Source organism: Nonomuraea typhae (assembly GCF_009760925.1).
Lineage (GTDB): Bacteria > Actinomycetota > Actinomycetes > Streptosporangiales > Streptosporangiaceae > Nonomuraea > Nonomuraea typhae.
The window spans coordinates 157,351-177,944 of sequence record NZ_VRLV01000017.1; the positions used below are offsets into that span (position 1 = coordinate 157,351).

A 20,594-nucleotide genomic window follows, 5' to 3' on the forward strand; every position below is an offset into this window, starting at 1 on the left:
GTGCTCCGCCAGGCGCGCCCCGGAGACCCCGAGCACGGCCTCCCATGAGCCGTCCCGGCGATCGTGCGTCGTCTCGGTCACGAATCCGTGCACCGGGCATCCGTCGACCATGAGGCCATTGCCCGCATCGGGACGGGCGCCCGGCGTCCCCCTGAGAGGCGATCGGCCGCTCAGCCCGGGGCGGTACAGGAGAACGCGCCCTGGCGGGCGTGGGGGACCCGCCAGGGCGCGCTTCCTTTCTTCTCCGACGCGGGCGGCGCCAGGACTCCGGCGAGGGATGGAGTCCTAGGCCGAATGTCCGCGTACGGAGTCGGTGGGGGAGTGTTCCTCGTATGAGGACTCCCAGGGAGTGGGCTGTGGTCGCCGACGGCGGTCGGCGATGCGTTGGGCTGCACCAACCGGGTCGTCTATGGGGTGTTCGACGGCGATGCCCTCCTCATGCCAGACAAAGAATCCGTCTTTGCACCACACGGTCAACTCGGCTAGCACGGACAACACGGCCATACCGTTCCCGTTGCTCTGGTAGGTGTGGGTGAACCCCTGACGATGCAACGCGTAACGCAGTAGACGTGTTGCCTCGCGGGGATCGTGCCAGGGCAGGTAGCGTCGCAAGCTCGCTTGCTTCGCGAACGGCGTACCCGCGTGGACCGGCAGCACCGGCCCTCACCCCCTCACCGGCCTTTCGATGGATTTGTACCAACGAATGGATGATGAGGCTGTCAAGGCCCTTCGGTCAAGGGGTTGTGGCCTGCTAGAACCAGATCGTCTAAATTGTTGGAACAAAAGGGGTGAAAGTGGCAAGACCGTCGCTGTATCAGCAGGTGGCTTCGGAACTTCGGAGAGCCATCTACTCCGGCGACTACGGCCCCGGAGCGCAGCTGCCGACCGAGGAAGAGCTACGCTCCCGCCACGGCGTCAGTCGTAACACCGTCAGGCTCGCGGTCGCCGAGCTCGTCAACGAGGGCCTTGTCACCCGCGCGCCCCGCCGCGGCACGATCGTCAGGGAACGACGTGCGCTGCTGATGCATCCGCAACGCGAATTGGAGCCGCAGCCCACGGGAGCCCCCCGGGAGGCATTCGCGTACGCCGTCAGCCTGGAAGGCCGCCAGCCCTCCCAGCTCATCGAAGTCTTGACGGTCGATCCGGCTGAGGACATCGCCAGCAGGCTGGAACTTGATGACGGAAAACTGGCAGTGGTACGGCGGCGCCTGCGTTTCGTCGACGGCCAGCCTTACAACACCAACGATTCCTACTTCCCGTATGACCTGGTCGCCGAGTCTGAGATCGCCAGGCCGGGCGACATCAAGCGAGGGGCGAACCGGGTCCTGGAAGAGCTCGGGCACGCGCAGGTACGCGTGGTGGACGACATCTGGGCCAGGATGCCCAACCAGGCGGAGGTTGAGCGGCTCCGTTTGGAGCTGGGGACGCCGGTCGTCGTATATGTCCGAGTCGGCTACGACCGGGAGGACACGCCGGTCCGCGTCGCCGTGTCGGTGCTACCCGCCGACAAGCACTTGATCAGATACGAGCTCGACAGCCGCTGATCGAGCTCGGTTGGGGGTGATCCCGCCGGCCGCGCACAGCGAGAATTCCGCCGCGCTGGGCTGGGGGAGTCGTGCATGCGCCCCCAAATCGTAATTTATCCATATTTATCCGGTTAGCTGTCGCGTGCCGTGGCGTGCACACGAGATGTGTTCACGCGGGCACCCAGCGCTACGAAGGGTCGATCATGCACTCGAACACCCTCCTCCACCCGCTCACCCTGCGCCGAGCCGTACCCGCCGACCTGCGCGGAGTCCTCTCCCTCCTCGCCGACACGGCGGAGTGGCTCTGCGCGCGGGGCATCCGCCAGTGGCCCCGAGGCGGCTTCGGCCCCGAGCGGATCGCCCCGCTGATCGACGAGCACGTCCTGTTCGTCGTGGACGACGAGCTGAGCTACTTCGACCCCGACCAGGCCGAGCGGCCCGTCGCCACGATCGCCCTCGACGCCCACGCCGACTCCGAGTTCTGGACCCCGGCCGACCACCCCGCGGCCGCCCTGTACGTCCACAAACTCGCCGTCGCCCGCCCCTGGTCGGGCAGCGGCCTGGGTGAGGCGCTCCTCGACTGGGCCGGCGCCACCACCCACGCCTCCGGCCGCCCCTGGCTGCGCCTGGACTGCGCCAAGTCCAACCCCGGCCTGCAGGAGTACTACCGCAAGCGGGGCTTCCGCCACCTGCGCACGGTCGATCTGCCCCACCGGTCCTCCGGCGCGCTCTTCCAGCGCCTGGCCGTGCCGTCCTTCTCGACGGCCTTCCGCGACCTCACCGTGGCGGACCTGATCAGCGCCTGACGCGCGGGGGTGCGGCGACGTCCGTGGCGCTTCCTCGGCTCACGTCCCTGGTTCCTCAGGCGACGTCCGTGGTGGTTCCTCGGGTACGGCGCCGCCGCACCCGCCCGCTCGCCGGCGTTCAGTCGCGATCCACGAGGCCACGCCAGCGCGCGACCAGGGCCGGGTCCACGGACGCCTGCCACGAGGGCCGCACGGCGCTGCCCACGTGGAAGGCGCGCACGCCGTAGTCGAGCAGCGCCCGCACGTGCGGCGGCTTGAGCCCGCCCCCGGCCAGGATGAGCCCGGCGTCGCCCGCCTCGCAGCGGGACTTCAGCGTCCGCAGCCCGTCGCCCACGCCCGCGGGATCGCCCGAGGTCAGCACGGTGGCCAGGTTCGGCAGCAGGCGCACGGCCCGCCAGCTCGCGGAGGTGTCGGCGGCGTAGTCCACCGCCCGGTGGAACGTCCACGGCAGCGGCGAGACCGCGTGGATCATGGCCTCGGTGGCGGCCAGGTCGACGGCCCCCTCGGCGTCGAGAAAGCCGAAGACGAACCCCGCGGCGCCCGCTTGCGCCAGCGCCTTGGCGTCGTTCCTGAGCCGCTCGAGCGCGTCGGCGTCGGCGGTGAACCCGGCCTCGCTCCGCAGCATCACCATCTGGGGGAGCGCGCATTCTGCGGCGATGGCGGCGACCGTCTCCGGCGCGGGCGTGAGTCCGTCGGCCGCCATGTCGGCGACGACCTCCAGGCGGTCGGCGCCACCCTGTTCGGCGGCAACGGCGTCGCGCACGTCGAGCGCGATCACCTCGAGGAGGGATCCGGTCATGCAGGAGAGGTTATATGGTGCGCTACTGGTCCACTGCACCCGATTCCCTGACAATCCAGACAGCTGACGGACAACCCTGCAGTCAAGCCCGGCCCATCCTGCCCCAGAACGTCGGCCAGGGCGGGCTTTCCCGCGATTACCCAGGTCAGGACTGCGGCTCGCCCAGGGCGGACCGGGCCCTGGCCAAAGCGGTCACCAGTGTCTTGATCGTCGCCGGCTCGTCCATCATCCCGTCCACCTGCCGCCGCTGCTCCCAGGCCGCAACCCGGGCCGCGTAGCCGTCGTAGGTGGCCAGGTGGAAGGCGTACACGACGGCGAACCTGCTCACCAGGTGCGAGGGGTGCATGTCCCAGCCCTGGTAGAAGCCGTGCGCCAGCGAGTGCCTGACCAGCGCCGCGTGCCGCCGCCACAGCGCGTGCACGTCGGCCGTCGCGGGCGAGGCGGGGGAGGCGGCCAGCGAGCCGTCCGACACCTCCACCCCGGTGCCGGCGAAGGCGGTCTGCATCACGTGCCGGGCATGATCGCAGGCGGGGTGGTCCAGGCGCTGCTCGTGCGGAGGCAGGCCGATCGCGGCGGTGTAGTCGAAGACGCCGAAATGCGCCGCCGCCAGCCGTTCCCCGGCCAGGCCGGCCCGCAGGAACGGCAGCGTCTGCGGCGCCTCCACCTGGATCTCGAACCGCAGCGGGTCCAGGCCGAGCCCCTTCTCCAGCTCCTCCAGGAAGGCGGTGAACTGCTCGAGGTAACCCTCCATGAGGACCTTCGGAAAGGTCAGCGCGAAGCCGCGCGGCAGCGTGCCGATCCGGCCCACGACCTCGGTCAGGAACCCGTCCAGCGTGCGCACGGACCGCTCGGGGTCGGCGTCGGCGAACGACTTGACCCGGATGCCCCAGCGGCGCGGCAGCGTCCCGGCCGCGTGCATCGCGACCACCGCGGCAGCGGCCTGTTCCACGTGGCCGTCCTCGTCGTCGGGCCGCACGCCGTACCCGTCCTCGAAGTCGACGCGCACGTCCTCCACCGGCTCGGCGGCCAGCTTGGCCAGCAGCCGGCGGTGCACCTGCCCGGCCAGGCCCGCGTCCACCCCGAACACCTCGGCCAGTTGCCCCGGCTCCGCCAGGTGCTCCCCGGCCAGCGCCAGCGCCTGCCCGCCCCACTCCGCCACCGTCTCGGCCGAGAAACGGTCGGCCGGAACGTAGACCGTGTGCACCGGCTGCCAGCCGGCCGGAGTCATCGGGTAACGGCTCTGCTGCAGCCGGTACTCCTGCGCGAACCCGGTGATCGACCGATGCCCAACGGTGACACGCATGTTCTCCTCCGGAAACGCGGCGCTGGCAAGCTCGCCGAGCATCTCACAGCTTCGGAGGACCTCATGCAGGCCACCCGTGCCGCGCTGTTGATCGCGACCACCACGCAGGAAGACCCCGGTCTCGCCCAATTACGGTCGCCCGCGAGTGACGTAGGCACGCTGGAGACGGCGTTACGCGCGGGCTTCGACGTGAGAAGCGTGAGCGACGCCGCGCGGGGCGAGATCCTGGCCGAGCTGACCGCCTTCTTCTCCGGCCGCGGGCCGGACGACGTGCTCCTGCTCTACCTCGCCTGCCACGCCGTCGTCACCCCGGCGGAACTCGTGCTGGCCACCCGGGCGACGACGCGCTCCGATCCGGCCGCCGCCTCGGTGCCCTTCGCCGCCGTGACGCGCGTGATGGCCGCCACGGACGCCGGGCACGTCGTGCTCGTCCTCGACTGCTGCTTCAGCGGGCCGGAACGGGGCGCCGTGGAGCTGACGGCGCCGGCGCAGGTCCTGCTCAGCGCCACCGACACGGTCGAGTACGTCTTCGACCAGGGCATGATCCGCGGCCGGGGCGCCCCGTCGAAGCTCACGCCGGCGCTGGCGGAGATCCTGTCCCACGGGCTGCCTGGCGAGCCGGAGGTCACCGCGACGGCGCTGCGCGGCCTGCCGGCGGCCGTCGTGCGGATCGACGAGCCCGGCCTGCTCCTCACCCGCGGCGTCGCGCTGCCCCGGGCTCCGGCCCCGGTCCAGGACACCCCCCGGCGCACCTCGGGCGACTGGGCCGTCCGCGTCCTCTACTGGGGCCTGGTCCTGGTCGGGCTCAGCTTCCTGGCCATGCTGGCCTCCGGCTGGGTCGCCTGGCGGATCTGGCAGCCGGGGATGCCCGGCGACGCCCTCGACCTGCTCGGCGTGGTGCTCGGCATCGGCCTCGCCCTGCTGGGCGTGGGCACGGTCCTGTGGGCCGTCGCCTTCGCCGTCCGGCGGTGGCGGGCCAGGAAATAGGGGGTTGGCGGTTGTCGTCCGGCGGCGGCGCGCCGGGAAGTAAGGTCCTGACCGTGAGAGACAACCCGCTGCTCGCCCTGGCCGCCACCGGCAGGCGGCGCACCCGTCCGGCCCTGGCGGTCGTCATCGCGATCGCCGCCATCCTGCTGGGTGAGATCATCGCGGCGATCGTCTTCCTCATCACCGGGCAGCCCGCCGACCCGGCCTGGAAGACGCTGACGCAGCTGGTCGTCGGCTTCGCGCCCATCACCCTGCTGATCTGGGCCTGGGTCCGGTTCTACGAAGGACGCGGCTTCCGCACCCTCGGATTCACCCGGCCGGCCGCGGCGACACGCTCGGCCCGCGGCCTGCTGGCCGGAGTCGTCTCCTTCGCCCTGGTGACCGTCCTCCTGGTCGCGCCGGGTCTCACCGTGACGGAGAACGTGCCGCAGGGCGCGGCGGCGATCGGCCCGGCCCTGCTGATCCTCGTGGGCTGGATCGTGCAGGGCTCGACCGAGGAGATCGTCACCCGCGGCTTCCTGCTGCCGGTCGTCGGCGCCCGCTACGGCGCGGCCGCGGGCGTCGCGGTCTCCTCGCTGCTGTTCGCCGCCCTCCACCTGCTCAACCCGGGCATCAGCGCGCTGAGCCTGGTCAACCTCGTCCTCGTCGGCGTCCTCCTCGGTCTCTACGCCCTGTGGGAGGGGGCGCTGTGGGGCGTGTGCCTGTGGCACGCGGCCTGGAACTGGGCCCAGGGCAACGTCTTCGGCTTCGAGGTGAGCGGCCAGAACACCGGCCTGCCGGCGGTCGTGGACCTGAAGGAGAACGGCCCGGACGTGGTCACCGGAGGCATCTTCGGCCCGGAGGGCGGCCTGGCGACCACGCTCGTGCTCGTGCTCGGCATCGCCGTCATCGGCCTCGGACTGCGTCGCGCATCGCGGCCAGGCCGACCAGCTTGACCCGCTCGCCCCGTCCGAGGGTCTTGGCCAGTTCCTCCTCTGCGGCCTCGATGCGCAGCCACGCCTCGTAGCTGACCGGTTCGACGCCGCGCTCGGCCAGCAGGCCGTCCAGGGGCTCCCGCCGTACCCGCTCCTGACCGTCGAGGTCGGCCAGCAGCGTGCGGACGGTCTCGGCGGCGTCGGACTTGTTGGTGCCGATCACCCCGGTAGGCCCGCGCTTGAGCCAGCCGGAGACGTACTCGCGCCCGCGCACCCGGCCGGCTTCGTTGGGCACGGTCATGGAGCCGGTGTCGAACGGCACGCCGGGCAGCGGGACGCTCTGGTAACCGACCGAGCGCAGCACCATGCCGACCGGCAGTGTCTCGAAGACGCCGGTCCCGACCACGCGCCCTTCCTCCGACAGCCGGGTGCGCTCCAGCTTCAGCCCCTCGACCCGCTCGGTGCCGAGGATCTCGACCGGCCGTAGCCAGAAGCGCACGTCCAGGCGCCGCGGACGGCCGATCGGCGGCCGGGCGGCCCAGGACTGCAGCACGTCGATGTTGCCGCGGATCTGGCGTGGGAAGTCGCCGCCGAGCACCACGGCCTCGTCGGGCCGCACGCACACGTCGGCGTTGGCCAGCTCGCCGAGCTCGCGCAGCTCCTTCAGCGTGAACTTGGCGTGCTCGGGGCCACGCCGGCCGATCATGTGGATGGCCTTGACCTGGCTGTCGCCCAGCCGTTCCAGCACGTCGTGGGGAACGTCGGTGGCGGCCAGCTCCGCGGCGGTCTTGGCCAGGACGCGCACCACGTCCACGGCCACGTTGCCGACGCCGATGACCGCGACCTCCGGGCTGTCCAGCTCGAACCGCGACGGATCGACGTCGGGATGCCCGCAGTACCAGTTGACGAAATCGGTGGCCGCCACGCTGCCGGGCAGATCCTCGCCGGGAATGCCCATCCGGCGGTCCACCATGGCGCCGGTGGCGTAGACGACCGCGTCGTACCGTGACAGAAGGTCCTCGACGGACAGATGCTCGCCGAGCGTGACGCCGCCGAGAAAGCGCACCTGGGGCAGCTCGAGCACACGGCGCAGGTAGTTGGCGATGGATTTGATCGAGGTGTGGTCGGGGGCGACGCCATATCTCACGAGTCCGTACGGCGTGGGCAGCCGTTCCAAGACGTCGACCTGAACGGGTTCTGCTGACTGCTTGACCAGCGCTTCCGCTGTGTAGATGCCCGCTGGGCCCGACCCTACTACCGCGACGCGCAACGACACGCTTGCCTCCTCAGGAGCGGGGGATTCGTCCCACTAGGTGCAACCGGCCAGCCCCATCGATGTATCCCCGGTCGCCCGTGCGCACGAACCCATCCTTCGCGAACGCCCGCTGATCCGGATATTTCCCGATGTAACCGGTCATAACGGCCCGGGAACGCAACAGCACCTCGCCCTGCTGCAAAGGCTCCAGCACACGGCCCTCCGCATCCCTGATCGACAGGTCAACCCCCGGCCGCGGACGCCCGACCGTTTCCTCGGCGTCCACCGGCGGATCCTCCGGCCTGGTCCCGAGCCCGAGCCCGGCCTCCGTGCAAACGTAGCGGTTGCACACCGGCACGCGATAGCGCTCACGCAGCGATCTGATCAACGCGGGCGCCGCCGCATCCCCCATGGACAGGACCAGCTCCAGCCCCGGCAACCCCTCCCCGGACGCCAGAATCTTCGCCAACTGCCTGGGCGTCCCCTGCAACACTCTGAGCCCGTGCTCCCGCAGCACCCGGACCGCCCCCTCAGGCGTCCACTCGGCCAGCACATGACTGGTCCGCCCCGTCTGAAGAAGGACCGGCAACCGCGTGGCGAACGTCATGTGCCCCAGATCCTGCGACACCAGCCGAGCATCGCCCCCACCCCACCTGACCCCCGCGCCCCGCGCCCGGATGGCGTCAAGCTGAACCTCGCAGAACACCGCCCCACGCGGCGCCCCCGTGCTCCCGGCCGTGAACGCGATCACCACCGGCCGCCCCGGATCCGGCGGATACGGCGGAGGCGGCGGCTCCGCCCTCCGCAACCCACCCAGCCGCCTCGGGTCATACCCCCCGTTCTGGTACGGCCGGCCGTACGCGATGGGCAGCGTCACCACATCCATCCCCGGCAGCGGCGGCAGCACCCGGGGCGCGGTCACGACGATCGCCGGATCAAGCAGCCCCAGCAGGTCGAGCCGCCGCGTCCCCACCCCCGCGGTCACCGCCCCCACCTTGGCCGCCGCCAGATAACAGATGACGAACTCCGGCCCGTTGGGCAGGGCCAGCACGACCACGTCCCCGATCCGGACACCACGATGCGCCAGCCCGGCGGCGACCGCGTCGGAGTGGCGATCCAGGTCGGCAAAGGTAAGAACGGACCCGCTGGAGACGACCGCCGCGCGCGCCCCGAACCGGCGTGCGGCCTCCCCGGCCAGCATGCGCAGCATGGTAGCTCCCGGGGGTATCGGCGCATTTCCACGCTACCCGCCCACACGCGAGAACGCGCACCAAACCCACCGCCTGCGAGTGGCCTACCTCGGGCTGACCGACTCCGGGTTGAGGGACTCCGGGTTGAGGGACTCTGGGTTGAGGGACTCTGGGTTGAGGGACTCTGGAGTTGATCCCCAAGAGGGCTCAGCCGGTGCCGGGGTTCTGGGCGAGGTGGCGGAGGGTGATCTTGTCGGTTTTGCCGTTCGGGTTGGCGGGCAGTTCGTCCACCACGATCACCCGCTTCGGGACCTTGTAACCGGCCATGTTCGCCCTGGCCCAGCTCACCAGCCCCGCAGCCGTCACCGAAGCCCCGCTCCGGGGGACCACGAAGGCGCACCCCGCCTCCCCGGAGACCGAGTCCGGCACCCCGACCACCGCGACCTGGGCCAGCGACCCCTCCCTGAGCAGCAACGCCTCCACCTCCGCGGGCGAGACGTTGAACCCGTTGACGATGTACAGCTCCTTCTTCCGATCCACGATGCTGAGGTTGCCCAGCTCGTCCAGCACGCCGATGTCGCCGGTGTGCAGCCACCCGTCGGCGTCCACGACCTCGGCCGTCTTCTCCGGCTCCCCCCAATAGCCGCGCATCACCCCATACCCGCGCTGCAGGATCTCCCCTCGCCCCCCGGAAGGCACCTCCTCGCCCGCCAGGCCGACGATCTTCACCTCGATCCCGGGCACCACCCGCCCGGTGCTGGAGGCGATCACCTCGATCGGATCCCCGGCCCGGGTCATGGAGACCACCGTCCCCTCCATGAGCCCATAAGCGTTGATCATGCGTTCCAGCCCGACCCGCTCCACCAGCCGCGTGATCAGCGTCGCGGGCACCGCCGCCGCCCCGCAGATGGCCACCCGCAGCGAGGAGACGTCCCGGTCACGCTGATCGAGCTCGTCCAGCAGCCGGTAGAACATGGTGGGCGGCCCCGCCAGAATGCTCACTTTCCCCGACTCCACCAGCGCCATCAGCCCATCCGGGGTGAATGTCCCGATCGGCATCATCGTCGCCCGCCGCAGCACACAGGCGATCATCCCGGCGTTCAGCCCGAACCCATGGTTGAACGGCGCGATCACCGGATACCGGTCGCCCGGCCCCAGGGTCACGATCTCCGCCCAGTCCCAGTACCCGCGTAACACCTGGGCGTGATCGAGCATGACCCCCTTGGGCGTGCCCGTGGTGCCGGAGGTGGACATGATCTCGCACAGGTCGTCCGATCGTACGGCCAGCGCCCGAGCCTCCACATCAAGGGCTCCGGCTCCGGTCCAGGCCCTACCGGACCCCAAGGCGGCCCGCCCCACCGCTCCGGGCCCGGATGCCGCCTGCCGTACCTCGTCGAAGCCCACGACGTGCCGTACCCCGGGCAGCGGCGGCAGCAGGTCGCCCAGCGCCGCCCCACCGGGTCCTTCACCGACGACCAGCACCTCCGCGCCCGTCTTGGTGATCATCTCGGCCGCCTCGAACCCCTTGTACCGGGCCGACAGCGGCACGATCACCCCGCCCGCGTCCCAGATGCCGAAGGCGTGCACCACCCAGGAGGCGTCGTTCAGGCCCCAGATCGCCACCCGGTCGCCCGGCCCCACGCCCAGTGCCATCAGGCCGCGGCCGACGGCGGCGGCCTGCTCACGCAGGTCGCGCATGGTCAGCCGTACCGCACCGTCCACCACGAGCGCGCCGGGGTGGGCGGCGGCCTGTGCGCGCAGCATGCGGGGGAGCGTCCCCCACGCGGGCACACTCTCCATCGCGCCTCCTCAGCCGACCAGGCTGCGGTGGCCGAGATGCTGGCCGCGAAGGTCCTTCACCGTCCCGCTCGTGACCGTCTCGGACACCTCCGGCGCGACCTCCACCCCGATCTGCACCGGCGTCAGCCCGTGGACGGCCTGCTGGATGCGTGACTTCCACATCGGGTTCCTGATCAGGCTCTCGCGTCCGAACCTGACCGTCAGCGCGGCCGCGTCGAGCGTGCCCTGGCGGCTGACGCCCAGCGTCCAGCCGGTCACCCCGTCGATCTTGGCCAGCGCCTTCTGGATCCTGGTCAGCGACACCCAGACGCCCCGCACCAGCACGTGCTCGCCGATCGTGTGCGCCGGGTCCAGCCCGGCCCGCGACGCCTGCCCGGTGCGCAGGACCGTGTCACCCAGCGTGCCGTGCCCCTGCGGCATGATCACCAGTTCGGCGAGCCCGTCGGCCACGAGCTCGTCCCTGGCCGGGGCGGCGAGTGCCAGCGTCCCGTCCGCCAGGGGCGCGAACGGTTCCTCCTCCGAGGTACGGCAGGCCAAGGCGGCCCCGCTGAACGGATTGGCGTACACCTCGGTCACCGCGGCGTCGAACTCCTTCGCCAGGTGCGTCAGGGTGCGCTTGGAGGCGATCTCGCCGGTCAGCACGATCGTGCGCAGTCCCAGGTCGAGAGGGTCGAGCAGGAACTCCAGATGGAGGCGGGCCAGGAAGTCCATGGCGCCGGTGGGCGTGGCGACCAGGGCGGTGGCGCCCACGGTGGCCAGGGTGCGGTGCAGCCGCATCCGGCCCCGGGGGCCCACGGAGGCGGCCGCGGCGGCCACGTTCGCGGCGGCTCCGGCCCACAGGGAGCCCGCGGGTTCCGCAAGCGCCACCACGACCCGGTCGCGGGTGCCGACGCCCGCGGCCCGCAACGCGTCGCCGGTCAGCGCGGCGGCAGCCGTACGGTCCTCGGCGCCCAGAGGGAAGACGCTCGCCGCGTCGGGGGAGACGACCAGCAGCCCGGATGCCGAACGACCGGCGGCGCCCAGGTCGTCGCGGGTGAGCCAGCGCATCACCGCATCACCTCCGTGCAGCCGGTGGCGGCCGGATCGTCGCAGGTGATCCTGTGCATCACCGCATCACCTCCGTCATGAACGTGCGCATCGACTCGGTGACCAGGTCGTGGGCGAGGCCGCCCACCTGGCACTGCAGGATGAGGTCGGTGGCCCCGGCCTCGGCGATGCGGGAGACCGCCTTGCGGGAGCCTTCGACGTCGTCCACCACGACCATGAGGTGCTCGCGCAGCGTGGCCATGGCCTCTTCCGGCGGCATCCCGGCGGCGAGCTGGCCGAGCACGCGGTGGGTGGCGTGCCGGGCGTCGTAGTAGTCGGGCGGGGTGACGAGGTTGACCTGGCGCCGGATGTACCACAGGACGGCGTCGGCCGCCTCTTCCCGGGCGGCCCCCACGTACCAGGGGATCATCAGGGCGACTCGCCGGCTGTCGGGGTCGAAGCCGTGGTCGGCCAGGCATTCCCGGTATTTCGCGATGTCGGTGGCAACGTCGTCGATGCCCTTGAGCATCGTCATCCCGAGCAGGTTGTAGCCGTGCTTGGCAGCCGCCAGGTAGCCTTCCAAGGATGTGGACGCCACCCACACACGTGGATATGGTTCCTGCACCGGTCTCGGATACACGGACACGTCCGGTATCTCGAAGAACTCGTTTGACCGGCTGACCGGCTCCCCGTCGGCGGCCCAGATGGCCAGCGTGGCCTCCAGGGAGTCCTCCCAGATCTGCCGGGACTTCTCGAACGGTTTCTGGAACGCCTGGTACTCCAGCGGAGAGGCGCCCCGTCCGGTCCCGAACTCCACCCGCCCGCCGCTGAGCACGTCGAGAGTGGCCACCCGCTCCGCCGTACGGATGGGCGACTGGAACGGCAGCAACACCACGCCGAGGCCCAGATGGATCCGCTCGGTGCGCTGCGAGATCGCGGCGAGCACCAGATCGGGGGCGGAGGAGTGGGAAAAACCCCTGGTGAAGTGGTGTTCGACGAACCAGGCCGTGTCGAAGCCGAGGTGATCGCCGAGGACCACCTGGTCGATCACGTTCCGGAACGCCTGCTGCTCGACCTCGCGGGTGCGCCCGCGAACCTCCAGCTCGTAACCGAGGCTGATCCGCATCCATCCTCCCAATTAACCAAGCGCTCGCTTGGTAGAGACTATCAGGGCGGTTGCCGGGCGGGAAGTGATGGGGGTTGCGGGATCGGGGTTCCGGCGATCAGAGTGATTGATCGTGAGGCGAAAGCACGCGCTGCGGCGGCAGAAAGATGGCACCCTCCCACACATGAGGGGATTCCGCCGGACGCGGTCGAGCGACGACGAGCTTTCCAGCGCCCGGCGGTATGAGGCATTCGGGCGGGTGATGGCGGTCCTGGCGACCAAGGCCGACTTCATCGAATCGTGCAGGGATCTGACCTGGTGGCGTGGGTCCGACCACTGCTGGCACATCGAGTGGCGCGAGGGCCCCTACGCCTCCGAGGTGGCGGCGCTGCTGGCCGAGCACGTCCGGGACCCCGACTTCGACGGCAGCCTGGTGACCGAGGCCGGGCCGGGCGGCGACGCCACGGCCGTCCTCGACGTCATGGGCGTGCGCTTCGAGCTCCGGGCCATCGACCCCATGGGCCGCGTCCGCATGCAGGCGCGGCCCGGCTTCTGGCGCCTGGCCGAGGCCCTCGACACCAGCCGCCGCACCAACGCCCGCCAGCCCTGGGAGGAACTGCTCGGCGGCTAGCACCAGCCGCTCCCGGCGTTCCGGGGGACTGGAGCGATCCTGGGCCGCCTTCCCGGTGTGTCCGGGGCAAGAACGGCCGGCCGTCCCCAGGGCGGGGCCAGAGCGGTCAGCGGTCCCCGGGATGGGGCGAGAGCAGTCAGCCGTCCCCCGGATGGGGCAAGGATGGCCGGCTGCCCTCGGAGTGGGGTCAGAGCGATCAGCTGTCCACGGGACGGGGCAAGAAGGGTAAGCAGTCTCTGGGCGGGGCGAGAAGGGCAAGTGCCCGAGGTAGGGCCGGAGCGGCCGGCCGTGTCCTGGAGCAGGCCGCCGGGGTGGGGCTGGAGCGGCCGGCCGTGTCCTGGGCCAAGGTCCCCGGGCCGCTCCCGGCGCTTTCACGGGCTGGAACAACTCCTGGGCCGGGGCGGAGGTTAGAACAGTTCCCGGGCCAGGAGTTCCCGGTGCTCCCTGGGTGTCCGGAAGAGCCGGGCGTCTGAGGTGGCCCGCTTGAAGTAGCGGTGGGCGTCGTGTTCCCAGGTGATGCCGATGCCCCCGTGGACCTGGATGTTCTCCCCGGCCGCCCGTAGGTAGGCGTCGCCGCAGTACGCGCCGGCGATGGCGGCGTTCGTCGCGGACTCGTGCGCGGCCAGCGCCGCCGACCGGGCCGACTCCACCAGCAGCGCGACGTCGGCAAGTTTGTGCTTGATCGCCTGGAACGCCCCGATCGGCTGCCCGAACTGCCGCCGCTGCTTCGCATACTCCACCGCGGCCTCCAGGCAGCGTTCCGCCCCGCCCGCCTGCTCGGCGGCGAGGGCCGCGATGCCGAGCGCGCGCACCTCCTCCATATGGGCGTCCCCGCCCAGGATCGTGGCGGGCGTCCTGTCGAACACGAGCCTGCTCAGGGGCCGCGTGGTGTCCATGGTTGTGTACGGCTCCCGCGCGGCTGGACGGGCTTCTGCCAGGTGGCCGCCGGCATAGACGAGGACCAGATCGCCCTCCAGGACATAGGGCGCTTCGCCGGACAACGACCCGTTCGCCAGCTCCAGGTGGTTCTGGGGCGTGGGGCCGGGAAGGTAGGAGGGGGAGGCGAAGATGACGGTGGCGGTGGTGGAGCCCTCGGCCAGCGGGGGGAGGAGGCGTTCGCGGGCCTCCCGGTCCCCGTCGCGCTTGAGCGCCTCCACGGCCAGCACCGCGGTCTGCAGGAACGGCTGGGGCGACAGGGCCCGCCCCAGTTCCCGGGCGACGCTCGCGACCTCCTCCGGCCCGCATCCGGCGCCGCCGTACTCCTCGGGGACGGCCAGGCCGGCCACGCCCAGGGCCTGGGCGAAGTCGGCCCACGTCGCGGAGGGCCGGCGGGACAGGTACGACCGGACGGTGCCGCGCAGCAGATCCATGCCCAGCAGACTAACCAAGCACTTGCTTGAACGTTAGCTTCGGTTGACCGAATTTTGCCTTTTCTGTAAGTCCGCATACTGTGAGTAATGGCCGCCTTTAGGGGTTACTGGGGGAAAGGGTGGCCTGGGAATGGAGATGGAGAAGAAAACGTCCGCCGTGGACTATGCCGACTTCGCCGAATACGACCGGCGCCAGCGCGGTATCGAACGCCATGTGCTGACCGCCTTCCTCGGGGGACTGGTCGTCGGCCTTCTCGGCATGCTCGTCTCCGACAAGGGGCCGGTGCTGCTCTGGGATCTTTACGACCCCTACGTCTACCTGGCGCTGTCGATCGCCCTGGGCGCCACGAGCGCCGGCTTCGGATGGGCGCTGCTGACCACGTTCCTCGCGACGGTGTCGTCGCTCGTGGCCGCCATGGGCGGCAGCGCGCTGCAGGGCGAGTTCAACATCGACGTGGTCGGCGGCGGTCCCGCCGGCATGAACGTGCTGCTCGTGCTGGTCGTGGGCCTCGGCATGCTCGGCTACCTGACCAGGCGTGACGACATCTGGGGCGACCTGGCCGCCGGAGGGATCGGCGGCATCCTGCTGGCCGACGTGGTCGACCGGTCGACGCCCGGGTTCATCGACTCCGAGATCACGTTCTGGCCGGGTCCCGCCCTCACCATCGGCCTGCTGACGGTCGCGGCCGTCGTGGCGCTGCGCCGTACCACCAAGGGACGGCTGCGCGCGCTGGCCGCCACCGCCGTGCTGGCGGGCGCCCTCGCCCTCCTCGTCCTGCGCGCCGTCTCCTGACCGCCCGGCCGCAAGGATTAACAGGGCGCGGTACGGCCTGCCGAGTCGATAGCCTGTAGTCCTTCATCTACCGGTCCAAACAAGGAGTAGCCGTGTTGCTGCGCATGTCGTCGTTGTTTCTTCGCACCCTGCGGGACGACCCGGCAGACGCGGAAGTCCCGAGCCACAAGCTCCTGGTCCGCGCCGGCTACGTACGCCGCGTCGCGCCCGGCATCTACTCCTGGCTGCCCCTGGGCATGAAGGTGCTGAAGAACGTCGAGGCCGTCATCCGCGACGAGATGAACAAGATGGGCGGCCAGGAAGTCCTCTTCCCCGCCCTGCTGCCCCGCGAGTACTACGAGGCCACCGGCCGCTGGACCGAGTACGGCGACACGCTCTTCCGCCTGCAGGACCGCAAGGGCGCCGACTACCTCCTCGGCCCCACCCACGAAGAGCTCTTCACCGACATGGTCAAGGGCGAATACTCCTCCTACAAGGACTACCCGGTCACGCTCTACCAGATCCAGACGAAGTACCGCGACGAGGCCCGCCCCCGCGCCGGCATCCTGCGCGGCCGCGAGTTCCTCATGAAGGACTCCTACAGCTTCGACCTGGACGACGACGGCCTCAAGCGCTCCTACGAGCAGCACCGCGAGGCATACATCAAGACGTTCGACCGCCTCGGCATCCACTACAAGATCGTCTTCGCGACCTCGGGCGCCATGGGCGGCTCGGCCTCGGAGGAGTTCCTGGCCCCGACGCCCACCGGCGAGGACACGTTCGTCGCCTGCCACTCCTGCGGCTACGCCGCCAACGCCGAGGCCGTCACCACGCCCGCGCCCGCCGCCCGCCCCATCGAGGAGGCGGCGGCGTCGCAGGTGCTGGACACCCCGGACACCCCCACGATCGAGACGCTGGTCGACCACCTCACCGCGGTCCACGGCATCCGGGTGACCGCCGCCGACACCCTCAAGAACGTCGTCGTCAAGATCACCACCCCCGGCTCCGACAAGGTCGAGACGCTGGTCGTCGGCGTGCCCGGCGACCGCGAGGTGGACTTCAAGCGCCTGGAGGCGTCCCTCGCCCCCGGCGAGCCCGCGATCTTCGAGGCCGAGGACTTCGCCAAGCACCCCGGCCTGGTCCGCGGCTACATCGGCCCGCAGGTCCTCAAGGACCTCGGCATCCGCTACCTCGTCGACCCCCGCGTCGTCACCGGCACCGCCTGGGTCACCGGTGCCAACGAGCCCGGCAAGCACGCCGTCAACGTGGTCGCCGGCCGCGACTTCACCCCCGACGGCACCATCGAGGCCGCCGAGGTGCGCGCCGGCGACGCCTGCCCCCGCTGCGGCAGCGACCTGACCATCGACCGCGGCATCGAGATCGGCCACATCTTCCAGCTCGGCCGCAAGTACGCCGACGCCGCCGGCCTCGACGCCCTCGGCCCCGACGGCAAGCCCATCCGCATCACCATGGGCTCCTACGGCATCGGCGTCTCCCGCGCCGTCGCCGTCATCGCCGAGCAGGCCCACGACGAGCTCGGCCTCGTCTGGCCGCGCGAGGTGGCGCCCGCGGACGTGCACATCGTCGGCACCGGCAAGGAGAACCAGGTCGAGGTCGCCCTGCAGCTCGCCGAGGAACTGACCGCCAAGGGCCTGCGCGTGCTGGTGGACGACCGCCCGAGCGTCTCGCCCGGCGTCAAGTTCAAGGACGCCGAACTGCTGGGCATGCCCACGATCGTGGTGATCGGCCGCGGCCTGTCCTCGGGCGTCGCGGAGCTGCGCGACCGCGCCTCGGGCACCAAGGAGGAGATCCCGCTGTCCGAGGCCGCCGACCGCGTCCTCGCCGCCTGCTCCTAGCCCTTCCGGTACGGCGGAGCCGCCGTGGAACTCTCCTTACCGGATCGTTCGTTGCCAGAACGTAACCGATCCCGAGGAGGGTTCCATGGGCTGGCACTACCGGAAGTCCATCAAGGTAGGCCCCTTCCGCATCAACCTCTCGCGCCACGGTGTCGGCCACAGCTTCGGCAACCGCCGCTTCCACGTGTCCACGACTCCCGACGGACGCCGCCACCTTTCCGTGCGCCTGCCCGGCGGCCTGCACGTCACCAAGACGCTGGGCCGCGGCCGGCGCCGCCACTACTACTAGCCGGACGGCGACGGCGAGGGCTTGACGGCGGCGGGCATGCCGGGGAAGGCGGTCACCGACGGCCGGAAGCCGTAGCAGCGGGTGGCCGCCTCCTGCATGGCCAGCGCCGCGTACCGGCGCAGCGCCCCGTCGTCGCAGGCGGCCAGCTCCAGATAGGTGACGATGATGGCCTGCTCGACGTGGACGGCCAGCCGTACCGCCTCGGTGGGGTTGCCGGGGGTGACGGGCAGCGCGTAGGACGCCTCCGGCTCGGCCGGAGTGCCCTGGCGGGCGGTGATGAGCCCGCGGAGCTGGTCGCGGCGGGCCCGATGGGCGTCGAAGGCGGCCGTGGCCCTGGTGCGCAGGGAGCCGGTGGTGCGGGCGCCGATCAGGCCGTAGGCGTAGACGGCCGCGTGCTCGGCGGACAGCGCCTTGCGGAGCCGTTCGACGTCGTTCACAGCGACCTCGGCAGCGACAGGGCGTGCAGCGCTTCACAGGCGCCGATGCTGGCGATGAGCTGCGCCAGGGCGGGGGAGGCGTCGGCGAGCTGGCGCGGGCGCAACGCGGCGGCCTTGCGCTCGACGTCGCGCAGCCGGGTCAGCGAGACCTTCGGCGGCGGCGACGGCGGGGCGGTCGACGGGCTTGCGGGCAGGGTGCCGGCGGCGGGAAAGCGGCGCCGCAGCTCGTCCAGATGGGCCCGGTGCCGGTCGCGGAAGGGGGCGAGCTTCTTGCCGCCCGAGGCGATGAGCGTGGTGTAGAGGCCGATCGTGCGCTCCTTGTCGGCGATCAGCTCGCGCATCAGGACGTGCTCGGGATCCTCCGGCTTGGGCGCCGGCCGCTCGGTGGCGCCGGGGGTGCTGCATCCGGCCAGGGCCGCCAGGCTCGCCCCGCCCGCGAGTACGGCACGGCGGGACGGTGGACGGCGCACGGGTGAGACCTCCGGGAAACAGGACGCAGATAGCATCGTACGGGCTCGCGCCCGCTGTCGCCGCCACCAGCGGCTCGTCACGCGAGCGTGCCGAGTGGCGCTCGTTTCGTGCCCTGAGCCGGATAGGGTGTCAACTGTCGTCGCTGGCCGGGTGCCGTAAGGCAGCCACGACCGACCTAGAGCCGACGGCGAGGTACGCCCGGCTGTGAAACATGACAATAGGGGAGGTCGATATGGGCAGCGCATCATCCCGCGACCACCTGATGAAGCTCCTGGAGCCCGTCGTCGGCGCTGAGGGTCTCGATCTGGAGGACGTCACGGTCACCACGGCAGGCAAGCGCCGCCTGCTGCGCGTGATCGTCGACCGCGACGGCGGCGTGAGCCTCGACGACGTGGCGGAGGTGAGCCTGGCCGTCTCCAGCGCGCTCGACGACGACGACGCGATGGGCAGTGCCGCCTACACGCTCGAGGTGTCCTCTCCCGGAGTGGACCGCCCGCTGACGGAGCCGCGCCACTGGCGCCGCGCGGCCAAGCGGCTGGTGAAGGCCGAACTACGTGACGGCTCCGTCGTGGAGGGCCGGATCACGGCCGCGGACGAGAGCGGAGTCGATCTCTCCGTGGACGGCGCCGAGCGCCGTCTGGACTATCAGGACCTCACCCGCGGACGGGTGCAGGTGGAATTCCGCCGGCTGGACGACGAAGACGTCGACGGCGGCGAAGGCTAAGGGGGAGCCTCGTGGACATCGACATGAGCGTCCTGCGCAGCCTGGAGCGGGAGAAGGACATCTCCTTCGACCTGGTCGTCAAGGCGATCGAGGACGCGCTGCTGATCGCCTACTTCCGCACCGAGGGCTCGGCCCAGAAGGCACGGGCCGAGCTGGACCGGCAGACCGGGCACGTCACCATCTGGGCGGCGGAGCTCGACGAGGAGGGCGAGGAGGTCGTCAGGGAGTTCGACGACACCCCGTCCAACTTCAGCCGGATCGCGGCCACGACCGCCAAGCAGGTCATCCTGCAGCAGCTGCGCGACGCCGAGGACGAGATCAACTTCGGTGAGTTCGCCAGCCGCGAGGGCGAGCTGGTCTCCGGCGTCATCCAGCAGGGCAAGGATCCCCGTGTGGTGCTGGTCGACCTGGGCAAGATCGAGGCGGTGCTCCCGCACCAGGAGCAGGTGCCGGGCGAGGACTACGTGCACGGCGAGCGCATCCGCGCCTACGTGGTGCAGGTGAAGAAGGGTCACAAGGGCCCGTCGGTCACGCTCTCGCGCACGCATCCCGGCCTGGTGAAGAAGTTGTTCGCGCTGGAGGTGCCCGAGATCGCCGACGGCACCGTGGAGATCGCCGCCGTGGCCAGGGAGGCGGGCCACCGTACCAAGATCGCGGTGCGGTCGCGCAAGCCGGGTGTCAACGCCAAGGGCGCCTGCATCGGGCCGATGGGCTCGCGGGTGCGCAACGTGATGACCGAGCTGCACGGCGAGAAGATCGACATCATCGACTGGTCGGAAGATCCGGCGGAGTTCGTCGGGAATGCCCTGTCGCCGGCGCGTGTTTCCCACGTCGAGGTTCTGGATCTCCAGGGGAGGGTGGCGCGCGTCATCGTGCCCGACTACCAGCTCTCGCTGGCCATCGGCAAGGAGGGGCAGAACGCCCGGCTCGCCGCCCGCCTCACGGGGTGGCGGATCGACATCCGCTCCGACGCACAGGCAGAGGACGCCGCCGGTTCCGTAGATGCGTCAACACGGTAAGCTGGAATATGGTGGCCGGGCGGCTCCACAGAGAACATGTGTGGGCTGCCGGGTTCGAACGGTTAAGTCCGAGCTGCTCCGACTGGTGTTGGCCGGGGATCATGTGGTCCCTGACCTGCGAGGACAGCTTCCCGGCCGGGGTGCTTCCCTGCATCCCGACCCGAGTTGTCTGGAGCTTGCCGAGCGTCGCCGAGCGTTTCCGCGCGCGTTTCGCGTGCCGGGGCCGCTTGACGTCTCGCGCGTGCGGGCCCACCTGGAAGAGGAGAACCACGAAATGTCATGTAGGACGCCGAGTTGATGGGCGGAGTCAGATT

Annotated in this window: 21 protein-coding genes; 11 read left to right on the forward strand and 10 right to left on the reverse strand. The window is 70.8% G+C overall.

The genetic code is table 11. The annotated features are described in order from the left end of the window. Positions 1-794 precede the first annotated feature (794 nt). The gene (locus tag FVE25_RS44205) at positions 795-1,544 is read left to right on the forward strand and encodes a GntR family transcriptional regulator (RefSeq protein ID WP_157253508.1); all 750 of its coding nucleotides are present in this window, start codon (positions 795-797) and stop codon (positions 1,542-1,544) included. Positions 1,545-1,729: 185 nt separating this feature from the next. Next, entirely contained in the window at positions 1,730-2,332 is a 603-nt protein-coding gene (locus FVE25_RS44210; protein ID WP_157253509.1) for a GNAT family N-acetyltransferase, read from the forward strand. A 118-nt stretch (positions 2,333-2,450) separates the two neighbouring features. Here the strand turns inward: FVE25_RS44210 and FVE25_RS44215 are convergent, their stop codons facing one another. Further along, on the reverse strand, positions 2,451-3,131 hold the full coding sequence (locus FVE25_RS44215) for a copper homeostasis protein CutC (RefSeq protein WP_157253510.1): 681 nt from the start codon (positions 3,129-3,131) through the stop codon (positions 2,451-2,453). A 145-nt stretch (positions 3,132-3,276) separates the two neighbouring features. Beyond that, positions 3,277-4,434, reverse strand: a complete 1,158-nt coding sequence (locus tag FVE25_RS44220; RefSeq protein WP_157253511.1) for a DUF6986 family protein — start codon at positions 4,432-4,434, stop codon at positions 3,277-3,279. Positions 4,435-4,497: 63 nt separating this feature from the next. Between FVE25_RS44220 and FVE25_RS44225 the strand changes: the two genes are divergently transcribed. Further along, entirely contained in the window at positions 4,498-5,421 is a 924-nt protein-coding gene (locus tag FVE25_RS44225; protein WP_181019909.1) for a caspase family protein, read from the forward strand. Between the two features lie 53 nt (positions 5,422-5,474). Then, entirely contained in the window at positions 5,475-6,356 is an 882-nt protein-coding gene (locus FVE25_RS44230; protein WP_157253513.1) for a CPBP family intramembrane glutamic endopeptidase, read from the forward strand. On the opposite strand, the gene FVE25_RS44235 is transcribed toward FVE25_RS44230, so the two are convergent. The 5 genes from FVE25_RS44235 to FVE25_RS44255 form a co-directional block, all read right to left on the reverse strand. Then, complete coding sequence (locus FVE25_RS44235) at positions 6,307-7,611, reverse strand: FAD-dependent oxidoreductase (RefSeq protein WP_157253514.1); 1,305 nt, start codon at positions 7,609-7,611, stop codon at positions 6,307-6,309. The genes FVE25_RS44230 and FVE25_RS44235 overlap by 50 nt on opposite strands. A gap of 10 nt (positions 7,612-7,621) precedes the next feature. Further along, complete coding sequence (locus FVE25_RS44240) at positions 7,622-8,800, reverse strand: class I adenylate-forming enzyme family protein (protein WP_157253515.1); 1,179 nt, start codon at positions 8,798-8,800, stop codon at positions 7,622-7,624. A 187-nt stretch (positions 8,801-8,987) separates the two neighbouring features. Beyond that, positions 8,988-10,580, reverse strand: a complete 1,593-nt coding sequence (locus tag FVE25_RS44245; RefSeq protein WP_181019910.1) for an AMP-binding protein — start codon at positions 10,578-10,580, stop codon at positions 8,988-8,990. 9 nt (positions 10,581-10,589) lie between these two features. Then, positions 10,590-11,627: a phenylacetate--CoA ligase family protein gene (locus tag FVE25_RS44250; RefSeq protein WP_246268422.1), complete on the reverse strand. Its 1,038-nt coding sequence runs from the start codon at positions 11,625-11,627 to the stop codon at positions 10,590-10,592. 58 nt (positions 11,628-11,685) lie between these two features. Further along, positions 11,686-12,732, reverse strand: a complete 1,047-nt coding sequence (locus FVE25_RS44255) for an LLM class flavin-dependent oxidoreductase (RefSeq protein ID WP_157253517.1) — start codon at positions 12,730-12,732, stop codon at positions 11,686-11,688. 163 nt (positions 12,733-12,895) lie between these two features. Here FVE25_RS44255 and FVE25_RS44260 point away from each other — a divergent pair, with 163 nt between their 5' ends. After that, the gene (locus FVE25_RS44260; RefSeq protein WP_246268424.1) at positions 12,896-13,342 is read left to right on the forward strand and encodes a hypothetical protein; all 447 of its coding nucleotides are present in this window, start codon (positions 12,896-12,898) and stop codon (positions 13,340-13,342) included. Positions 13,343-13,749: 407 nt separating this feature from the next. Here the strand turns inward: FVE25_RS44260 and FVE25_RS44265 are convergent, their stop codons facing one another. Continuing rightward, positions 13,750-14,712, reverse strand: a complete 963-nt coding sequence (locus FVE25_RS44265) for an acyl-CoA dehydrogenase family protein (protein WP_157253519.1) — start codon at positions 14,710-14,712, stop codon at positions 13,750-13,752. 136 nt (positions 14,713-14,848) lie between these two features. Between FVE25_RS44265 and FVE25_RS44270 the strand changes: the two genes are divergently transcribed. The 3 genes from FVE25_RS44270 to FVE25_RS44280 all read left to right on the forward strand — a co-directional run bounded on the left by FVE25_RS44270 (position 14,849) and on the right by FVE25_RS44280 (position 17,629). After that, positions 14,849-15,505: a hypothetical protein gene (locus FVE25_RS44270; RefSeq protein WP_157253520.1), complete on the forward strand. Its 657-nt coding sequence runs from the start codon at positions 14,849-14,851 to the stop codon at positions 15,503-15,505. A 92-nt stretch (positions 15,506-15,597) separates the two neighbouring features. Then, positions 15,598-17,340: a proline--tRNA ligase gene (locus FVE25_RS44275; RefSeq protein WP_157253521.1), complete on the forward strand. Its 1,743-nt coding sequence runs from the start codon at positions 15,598-15,600 to the stop codon at positions 17,338-17,340. 85 nt (positions 17,341-17,425) lie between these two features. Further along, entirely contained in the window at positions 17,426-17,629 is a 204-nt protein-coding gene (locus FVE25_RS44280) for a DUF4236 domain-containing protein (protein WP_157253522.1), read from the forward strand. On the opposite strand, the gene FVE25_RS44285 is transcribed toward FVE25_RS44280, so the two are convergent. Together FVE25_RS44285 and FVE25_RS44290 are read right to left on the reverse strand one after the other, a co-directional pair. Beyond that, positions 17,626-18,066: a ferritin-like domain-containing protein gene (locus FVE25_RS44285; protein ID WP_157253523.1), complete on the reverse strand. Its 441-nt coding sequence runs from the start codon at positions 18,064-18,066 to the stop codon at positions 17,626-17,628. The two genes, FVE25_RS44280 and FVE25_RS44285, sit on opposite strands and share 4 nt — an antisense overlap. Continuing rightward, on the reverse strand, positions 18,063-18,536 hold the full coding sequence (locus FVE25_RS44290; protein WP_157253524.1) for a hypothetical protein: 474 nt from the start codon (positions 18,534-18,536) through the stop codon (positions 18,063-18,065). The genes FVE25_RS44285 and FVE25_RS44290 overlap by 4 nt, the downstream gene beginning before the upstream one ends. Positions 18,537-18,769: 233 nt before the next feature. Here FVE25_RS44290 and rimP point away from each other — a divergent pair, with 233 nt between their 5' ends. Genes rimP through FVE25_RS44305 form a run of 3 tightly spaced genes read left to right on the forward strand, consistent with a single transcriptional unit; the run spans position 18,770 to position 20,578 of the window. Further along, a complete protein-coding gene (gene rimP, locus FVE25_RS44295) occupies positions 18,770-19,261 on the forward strand; it encodes a ribosome maturation factor RimP (protein WP_157253525.1) in 492 nt (163 codons plus the stop codon). An 11-nt stretch (positions 19,262-19,272) separates the two neighbouring features. Next, complete coding sequence (gene nusA / locus FVE25_RS44300) at positions 19,273-20,280, forward strand: transcription termination factor NusA (protein ID WP_157253526.1); 1,008 nt, start codon at positions 19,273-19,275, stop codon at positions 20,278-20,280. After that, positions 20,264-20,578, forward strand: coding sequence for a YlxR family protein (locus FVE25_RS44305; RefSeq protein WP_157253527.1), 315 nt, complete (start codon positions 20,264-20,266; stop codon positions 20,576-20,578). The genes nusA and FVE25_RS44305 overlap by 17 nt, the downstream gene beginning before the upstream one ends. The last annotated feature ends 16 nt before the right edge of the window (positions 20,579-20,594 follow it).